Here is a 7,814-nt window from a genome sequence, read left to right on the forward strand (position 1 = left end):
TTGACGGTGCCGGCCGCCGCGGCCGTGCTGATCTTCACGCTCGGTGCCGTCATGAGCACGGCTGCCTGCAGTGATCGGCAGTGCCCCAATCTCGGGCCGAACGGAATCAGTTTCGGTGTCCTCTTCTACGGCGCACCGGTGGTGGCGGCCGTGACCATTGTCATTTCCTTCTTCACGGCCCGGCGCCGGTGGGGCATCGTGGTTCCGGTCATCGCCTTGGCGCTGTTGGTCATCGACATCGTCATTGTCGCTACGACAGTGGTTCAGTAACTCAACGAGGCGGCGTGAAACCCCCGCCCGGCGCCGGCCAGGATGGTGGGGGCGGCGGCCAGTTCGGCGGAGGCGGCCCGGGAACCGGTGCGGCCAGCGGGCGCAACCGCGCCAGTTCCCGGCGGTGCCGCTCGGCGAGCACAGCGGCCAGCGCGAGTTGCGGCGGAGTTCCGGGCGGGGGCGGCGGAGCGACGCGCGCCATCACGTCGCCGGCGATCCGGCAGGCCATCTGATAACGCAGCCCTGGATCGAGTTGCGGTGCCCGAGAGAGGAATTGACGCGCCAGCTCGGCTTGCCCGGCACTGAGGCCGGACAATTGCAGCGACGCGGCCCACCACGCCAGTGACGGCGGCATCGGTGGGGGCGGACTCGATTTCGGGCTGCGCTCGCTGATCACCATCGTCCCGGCGAAGATGTCGCCGATTCGTTTGGCTTTCGGTGAAAGCAGACTGCAGATCACAGCGGGGCTCCCGAACAACATCCAGATTTCCACCAGCGAAGCCAGGGCACGGAACAGCGCTTGGCGGAAACGCTCCGGACCACCGTCGTCAGATACCACGCGCAGCCCCATCACGATTTTGCCGACCGTCCGGCCGCGGGTCGCCGTCTCGAAGGCCAGCGGATACCCAACCAGCACCAGCACCGTGAAGATGATCAGGATGGCGGCAGTTGCGGCGTCGTCGAACTCGGTCAGCGTGGCCGCCCACAACATCAATCCGAGCAGATAACCGACGATGATGACGGCGATGTCGATCAACGCTCCGACCGCGCGCACCGGCAACTGCGCGATTTGCACATCAAGCACCACGGCATCGCCGGTGACGAACTCCGACATACTGCGAACGCTACCCATTGGCGGCGACCCGCTGCACTCGACTTCGCCGAGTTTGCGATCGCCGCTAGCCTCGTGCAGGTGGACGTCGACGCCTTTGTGCTTGCGCACCGCGGCACCTGGGACCGGCTCGACCAGCTGGTGCGCAACCGTCGTCGTCTCACCGGACCGGAGATCGATGAACTCGTCGAGCTCTACCAACGGGTATCGACGCACCTGTCGATGCTGCGGTCAGCATCCTCGGAGTCGGCGCTGATCGGCCGCCTGTCGACTTTGGTGGCCCGCGCCCGCGCCGCGGTGACCGGCGCGCACGCTCCGGTCAGCAGCGAGTTCACCCGGTTCTGGACGGTGTCGTTCCCGGTGGTGGCCTACCGCGCGTGGCGTTGGTGGTTGGCGACGGGTCTGGCATTCTTCGTCGTGGCGGGCGTCATCGCGCTGTGGGTGGCCGGCAGCCCAGAGGTGCAGGCCACCATCGGAACCCCAAGCGACATCGACGAATTGGTCAACCATGACGTCGCCTCGTACTACAGCGAGCATCCGGCCGTGGCGTTCGGTTTGCAGGTATGGGTCAACAACGCCTGGGTCGCCGCCAAGTGCATCGCGTTGGCCGTCGTGCTGGGCGTGCCGATCCCGTTCGTGCTGTTACAAAATGCCGCCAACCTCGGGGCCATCGCCGGGTTGATGTTCCAGGCAGGTAAGGGTGACGTCCTGCTGGGCCTGCTGGTTCCGCACGGCCTGCTGGAATTGACGGCGGTGTTTCTGGCCGCCGCCGTCGGGATGCGGTTGGGCTGGTCGGTGATCTCACCCGGCCAACGGCCTCGGGGCCAGGTGCTTGCCGAGCAGGGCCGCGCCGTCGTCGCGATCGCGGTCGGACTGGTGGTGGTGCTACTCGTTTCGGGCGTCATCGAAGCGGCGGTGACCCCATCACCGCTGCCGACGTTTGTGCGGGTCGGCATCGGGATCGCCGCCGAGGCAGCGTTTCTGGCCTACGTCGTGTACTTCGGTCGACACGCCGTCCTGGCCGCAGAGACCGGAGACATCACCGACGCGCCCGACGTGCTACCGACCGGCTGACCCTAGAGCCGTCCGGTGGCCTTCATCGCCAGGTAGCGGTCCGCCAGTGCGGGCGCGAGCTCGGTAGGTAGCGCATCGACCACGTCCACGCCGCCCTGGCGCAGCCGTGAGGCGATCCGGCGCCGGTCATTGCGGGACCATTCGGCCGCCGCCGCGTCATACACCGCAGCCGCATCGGCCCGGCCGACGGCGAGCCGGTCGATGCGCGGATCGGTCACCGCGGCGATGATCACCTGGTGTCTCGCGGAGAGCTGCGGCAATACCGGCAGCAGTCCTTCGTCGAGAGCAGCGGCGTTGAGGTCGGTCAACAGCACCACCAGCGCACGCCCTCGGACCCGTCGCATTACCGCGGAAACCATTGCCGCGGCGTCGGATTCGATGAGCTCGGGGCGTAGCGGCGCCATCGCGTCAACCAGCTGTGCGAGCAGCTCGGTCCGCGGTGAACCGAACACCGTGGCCCGCGTGACACGGTCATGGGCGAGGAAGTCGACGTGGTCGCCGGCCCGGGATGCCAGCGCCGCCAGCAGCAGCGCGGCATCCATCGACCAGTCCAGCCGCGGCCATCCGCCCGGATCGCCGGCGGTGGGGTCGACACCGACACGGCCGGCCGACGTGCGGCCGGTGTCGAGCACGATGACGACCCGACGGTCGCGCTCGGGCCGCCAAGTCCGAACTACCACGTCGGAGCGACGGGCGGTGGCGCGCCAGTCGATCGAGCGGACGTCGTCGCCGACGACATACTCTCGCAGCGAGTCGAATTCGGTGCCCTGGCCGCGGGTCAACGTCGGCAACAGCCCATCGATCTCGCGCAGCTTGGCCAGCCGTGCCGGGAGGTGCTTGCGGGACAGGAACGGTGGCAGCACCCGTACGGTGCCGGCGACCGGTGCCGACCGCTGCCGTCCCGCCAGGCCCAGCGGTCCGAACGATCGTGCGGTGACCACCGCCGTCCGCTGATCGCCGCGACGTGCCGGCCGCAGGCAGGTAGCCACCGGCTGTGCCTGGCCGGCAGCGATGTCGACAGGGTGAACACCGGGTTCGGCGCGCGTGCTGGGTGGCCAGGCGTCGCGGATCTGGCCGCGAAACCGACGCCGGCCACCGTTGTGGATCAGCAGACCGACATTCGCTGAGGCGCCGAGCCGCACGGACGCCGGCCCCGAACGGCTGAACCGCAGGGCCCGGATGTTTGCGGCCAGCCCGACGTCGACGGCCACCGCCACCAGCAGCAGTACCACTAGCACCAGAAAAGCCGTTGCAGGCCAAGGCGATAACGTGACCGGCAGAACGCAGACCAGCGCAACCAGCCCAGTGCGGCCAGTCAGGACCACTAGCGGGGCACCGGAACCGAGGCCAGTATTCCGTCGAGCACCCCGTCGGCGGTGGCGCCTTCCAGCTCGGCTTCCGGGCGCAGCATCACCCGGTGCCGCAGGGTGGGCCGGGCCATCGCCTTCACATCGTCGGGCGTGACGTAGTTGCGTCCGGACAGCCACGCCCACGACCGGGCGGTGCCCAGCAACGCCGTTGCGCCCCGCGGCGATACGCCGAGGTGCAGAGCCGGTGAGCGCCGGGTGGCGCCGACGATGTCGACGATGTAGCCCAGCAGCTCGTCGGCGACGATGACCTGGCGCACCGCCTCGCGCCCGGCGGTCAACTCGGCGCTGCCGGCCACCGGTCGGATCGCCGACAGGTCACGCGGATCGAAGCCGTGCGCGTGCCGACCGAGGATGGCGATCTCCGAATCACGCGGCGGCAGCGGCACTGTCAGCTTGAGCAGGAATCGGTCGAGCTGCGCCTCGGGTAACTGGTAGGTGCCCTCGTATTCGATCGGATTCTGTGTCGCGGCGACGATGAACGGATCGGGCAGCGCCCGTGGTTCACCGTCCACGCTGACCTGGCGCTCTTCCATGGCTTCCAGCAGAGCGGCCTGCGTTTTGGGTGGCGTGCGGTTGATTTCGTCGGCCAGCATGAGATTGGTGAACACCGGGCCGGCACGGAACACGAAAGCGGCGGTGCGGGCGTCGTAGACCAGCGAGCCGGTGACATCGCCGGGCATCAGATCCGGGGTGAACTGGACGCGTTTGAACTCCAACTGCAGCGCCGCGGCCATCGCACGGACCAACAGCGTTTTCGCCACACCCGGAACGCCTTCGAGCAGCACATGGCCACGGCACAACAGCGCAATGACCAGACCGCTGATCACGGCGTCCTGTCCGACGACGGCTTTGGCGATCTCGGCGCGCACCGCCAACAACGCCTGACGTGCCGCTTCGGCAGCCGCGGGCGGCGCGGATGCGGGGGCCGACTGGGTCATAAGTGTGCGACCTGCCTTTCGATGTCGTCGAGCGCACGGGCCAGCGCCACCAGGTCGGTGTCGGTGGCAGGGGGCGGCCCGAACAGCGTATGCCGCACCGAGTCCGCGTCGGCGCCGCTGCGCTGCGCGACGGCCCTCGCTACCGCTTGCGCCGGCGTCGTCGGACTCAAACCGAGCCGGGGGGACAGCCGCTGCAGCGCAGCGGTACGCAGGGCCTGTGCCGCGCGGTCGCGGGCTCGCCGCGAACGGTACAACCGGCCGCGGCCCTCGACCGTCTCCGATGCGCGCACGACCACCGGCAGGTCCTCGGCGACCAATGGGCCGATCCGGCGGCCCTTCCACAGCGCGATCAGTATCACTGCCAGCGACAGTTGCCAGACCATCCAGCTGACATTGTCCGGGATCAGATCGAAGATGGTTGCGGCGGAACTCGATTCGCCCTCGACCCGCCGCGGTGCGTACCAGACCAGCCGCGCGCGTTCACCGGCGAGGTTCATCGCCAGCGCGGCGTTGCCGGCGCGCAACAGGCCACCGTTGGTCATGAAGTCGGTGCTGCCAACCAGGGTGACAGTGCGTTCACCGTCGCGGTAACGGACCAGCGCTCCGCCGTAGCAGCTGGTGATCTCGTGGCGGTCGACAGCTTTGGACACCGCACTGAACGTGTTGGTCGGGCCGAACTGTACCGATCCGGCGCTATTCGCTTCGGGCAGCGCGCAATCCGGCTTGCTCTCCGGTGTGCTGGAGCCGCCGCTGCGGATGTCCGGCGCTAATGCGGCGCGGGCCCGCGACGTCGGCTCTACCAGCAGCAGGTCACCGGGGACGTCGGCGAGCCGGTGCAGCAGTGCGTCATCGGTGATGTACTGACTCTGCCCGATCAGCAGTAGGCTCCCCGAGCGCATCTTCCGTTCCACATCGGCAACGGTGTCGGCGACGACGACGTCGACTCCGCCGGTGGTCAGCAGCGCGACCAATGCGTGTGCGCCGTCCGGTCCGGTGGCCGTTGGATCCATCCGGCCACCCGGCCGTGCCGCGGTCAGGTAAGTGCCGACCGCCGCGACTACGCAGAGAGCGGCCAGCGTCAACAGGACCCACCGCCAGGTTCGCCAACGTCTGACCAGCGTCGGCGAGCCGGTGGCCGTCACTGCACTGCCGCCCACGGGCCCAGTGCTGTCGACTGGTCGTCTGCAGGCAAGTCGGTCGCCGAACCGGACCGCAGATGGTCGTCGAGGTCGGCGATCATCTGGTAGGCGGCTGATGTCCCGGGCCGTTGGCCGTAGGTGACGTCGTTGAAAGCTGCAGCGGCCCGGGCGAACTCGGAGGCGACCCGCGGTATGCGCGCGCCGGCGTCGCGGGCCAGCTCGTTGGCGGTACGGCCGGGAGCGGGCTCGAGTACACGGGTCTCCTCCAACGCGCGGGCGATTGCACGGAGCCGGTGCCGAATCGCTGCGGTCCAATTCCCCTCGGCGGCAAAACCGTCCGCAGTAGCTCGGTGCGCGGCAGCACTGAGTGGCCCGCCGTCGAACAACGGGTAGTCGTCGCCACGGCGGGTGCGTATTGTGCGCTGCGCCATCCGGATCGCGATCAGCAGCGCTACCCCCAGCAGAACGAGCAGCACCGCTATGGTGAACCATCCGCCGGGCAACGCAGAGCCCTTTTCGACCAGGCGGAAGAGCAGTTCGTCGACCCAATCGTGGAATCGTTGTGTCAGCGAAGCTTTGGGGTAGATCGGTTTGGCCAGTTCGCGTTGCGCAGCCTCGTGTGCGGCATCGCGGTCGATGTCGATATTCGGCATCCTCAGCCGATCCTCATGCCCGGGTGGGTCGGCCAGAGGTAGTCGGTGGAATGTGCCGCTGCCGGACCGCCGGCGGCACCAGTCTGCAGGATCAGGTCGAACGCCTCGGCGCGGATGCGGCGGTCGGTGTAAAGCAAGACCACCACACCGGCGCTGAATGGAGCGGTGATGATTCGGCCTATTGCCGATCCGACGGCGCCTATCGTCAAACCGATCAGTGTGGGCCCGCTGGACGGGTCGGCCATAAGCTGGCCGACGAAGTTGAACGGCGCCGCGAGGGCACCGGCGACGACGAACACCACGACAGAGGTGAGCAACCGGATGCCGAGCACCCGCCAGAAGCTGTTGCGGACCAGCGCAACGGATCTGGTGATGGCGTCCATGACGGGCAGCTGTTCCAGCACGATCAACACCGGCGCAAACGACAGGACGGTGTAGAAGTAGCCCAGCGCTGCGATCAGGGCCAGCACCAACGGAAGTCCGAAAACGAACGCCGCGCCGCCGCTGCCGACGGCGCCCACGGCGGTGATGAGCAGCGCCACCAGACCGACGAGCAGTATCACGCCGACGGCTTCCAGTGCCGCCAGGCCCAGCAGTGCCGGTAGCCGCCCGCGGATCTTCGTCCAGGCTTCACCGATGGTGATCGTCGACCCGAAGACCGCGCGGCCGACGACGACGGTGAGCATGCCGCTCAGCAGGATCCCCGCCAGCCAGGTGATGAGGCCGCTGGCAGCAGCCGAGATCAGCCCAGCGGCCACATCACCGCCGGTGGGCTCGTCGGGCGAAGCCGTCGTGAGCCGGCTCGTGCCGGCAATCGGTCCGGCCGCGATCATCAACGCGATGGCCTGTGTGATCACGACGATGATCGCGGTCAGCCCGAGGGCGGATTTCGGATTGGCCCGGACATAGCCGACCGCGCCATTGAAGATTTCGCTGAGTCCCAACGGGCGCAGTGGGATTATCCCCGGCCGGAATTCACCCGGATGGAACTGCGGCGAACCGCCGTAGCCGGGTGGCGAACCGCCGTAGCCGGGCGGCGGACCCCCGTAGCCGGGCGGCGGACCCCCGTAGCCAGGCGGTGGCGGATAGCCAGGTGGCGAACCATAGCCAGGCGGAGGCGGATAGCCGGGTAGCGGCCCATACCCCGGCGGCGGACCGCCGGCCGGAGGTCCATACCCCGGAGGCGGATAGCCCGCCTGGGGGTATCCCGGGGGACCGTAACCTGGCGGCGGGTTCCACCCCTCGGGGTATTCGGGGTAGTCGAACGGTGGCGTGCTCACCCGGTGACGTCGCCGTCGTCGATCATGACTCCCATCCTGTCGGCCACGAGGGTATTTCTCAATGTCTCGCAAGGTCCCGCGGCGCCAGATGGCTCGCGTAGCGTCTGGGCTATGGCGGACCTCAAATCCCGGCTGCGCGCCGACTTGACCGAAGCGATGAAGGCGCGGGACAAATTGCGCACCGCGACCCTGCGGATGTTGCTGGCGGCGATCCAGACCGAGGAAGTCTCCGGCAAGCAGTCGCGGGAACTCACCGAC

The 7,814-nt window shown here is 68.4% G+C and carries 9 protein-coding genes; 3 read left to right on the forward strand and 6 right to left on the reverse strand.

Going from position 1 to position 7,814, the window contains the following annotated elements; translation table 11 throughout:
- On the forward strand, positions 1-270 hold a 270-nt coding region (locus AC5Y42_RS23450; protein ID WP_499900957.1), incomplete at its 5' end, for a hypothetical protein.
- Between the two features lies 1 nt (position 271).
- On the opposite strand, the gene AC5Y42_RS23455 is transcribed toward AC5Y42_RS23450, so the two are convergent.
- Entirely contained in the window at positions 272-1,105 is an 834-nt protein-coding gene (locus AC5Y42_RS23455; RefSeq protein ID WP_499900958.1) for an RDD family protein, read from the reverse strand.
- A gap of 78 nt (positions 1,106-1,183) precedes the next feature.
- Between AC5Y42_RS23455 and AC5Y42_RS23460 the strand changes: the two genes are divergently transcribed.
- Positions 1,184-2,176, forward strand: a complete 993-nt coding sequence (locus tag AC5Y42_RS23460; protein WP_499900959.1) for a stage II sporulation protein M — start codon at positions 1,184-1,186, stop codon at positions 2,174-2,176.
- Between the two features lie 2 nt (positions 2,177-2,178).
- On the opposite strand, the gene AC5Y42_RS23465 is transcribed toward AC5Y42_RS23460, so the two are convergent.
- Genes AC5Y42_RS23465 through AC5Y42_RS23485 form a run of 5 tightly spaced genes read right to left on the reverse strand, consistent with a single transcriptional unit; the run spans position 2,179 to position 7,646 of the window.
- Entirely contained in the window at positions 2,179-3,501 is a 1,323-nt protein-coding gene (locus AC5Y42_RS23465) for a DUF58 domain-containing protein (RefSeq protein WP_499900960.1), read from the reverse strand.
- Entirely contained in the window at positions 3,501-4,484 is a 984-nt protein-coding gene (locus AC5Y42_RS23470; protein ID WP_499900961.1) for an AAA family ATPase, read from the reverse strand. The genes AC5Y42_RS23465 and AC5Y42_RS23470 overlap by 1 nt, the downstream gene beginning before the upstream one ends.
- Positions 4,481-5,641, reverse strand: a complete 1,161-nt coding sequence (locus AC5Y42_RS23475; protein ID WP_499900962.1) for a DUF4350 domain-containing protein — start codon at positions 5,639-5,641, stop codon at positions 4,481-4,483. The genes AC5Y42_RS23470 and AC5Y42_RS23475 overlap by 4 nt, the downstream gene beginning before the upstream one ends.
- Positions 5,623-6,276: a DUF4129 domain-containing protein gene (locus tag AC5Y42_RS23480; RefSeq protein WP_499900963.1), complete on the reverse strand. Its 654-nt coding sequence runs from the start codon at positions 6,274-6,276 to the stop codon at positions 5,623-5,625. Before AC5Y42_RS23480 ends, AC5Y42_RS23475 begins: the two co-directional genes overlap by 19 nt.
- Before the next feature lie 2 nt (positions 6,277-6,278).
- Positions 6,279-7,646, reverse strand: a complete 1,368-nt coding sequence (locus AC5Y42_RS23485) for a DUF7847 domain-containing protein (RefSeq protein WP_499900964.1) — start codon at positions 7,644-7,646, stop codon at positions 6,279-6,281.
- A 21-nt stretch (positions 7,647-7,667) separates the two neighbouring features.
- Here AC5Y42_RS23485 and AC5Y42_RS23490 point away from each other — a divergent pair.
- Positions 7,668-7,814: GatB/YqeY domain-containing protein (locus tag AC5Y42_RS23490; protein ID WP_499900965.1), on the forward strand; the 147-nt coding region annotated here is incomplete at its 3' end.

This window comes from Mycobacterium sp. NGS48 (genome assembly GCF_059812585.1).

Coding starts and splice junctions, on each gene's coding strand:
- AC5Y42_RS23455 (WP_499900958.1), bottom strand. CDS start 1,105: ATGTCGGAGTTCGTCACCGGCGATGCCGTGGTGCTTGATGTGCAAATC.
- AC5Y42_RS23470 (WP_499900961.1), bottom strand. CDS start 4,484: ATGACCCAGTCGGCCCCCGCATCCGCGCCGCCCGCGGCTGCCGAAGCG.
- AC5Y42_RS23480 (WP_499900963.1), bottom strand. CDS start 6,276: ATGCCGAATATCGACATCGACCGCGATGCCGCACACGAGGCTGCGCAA.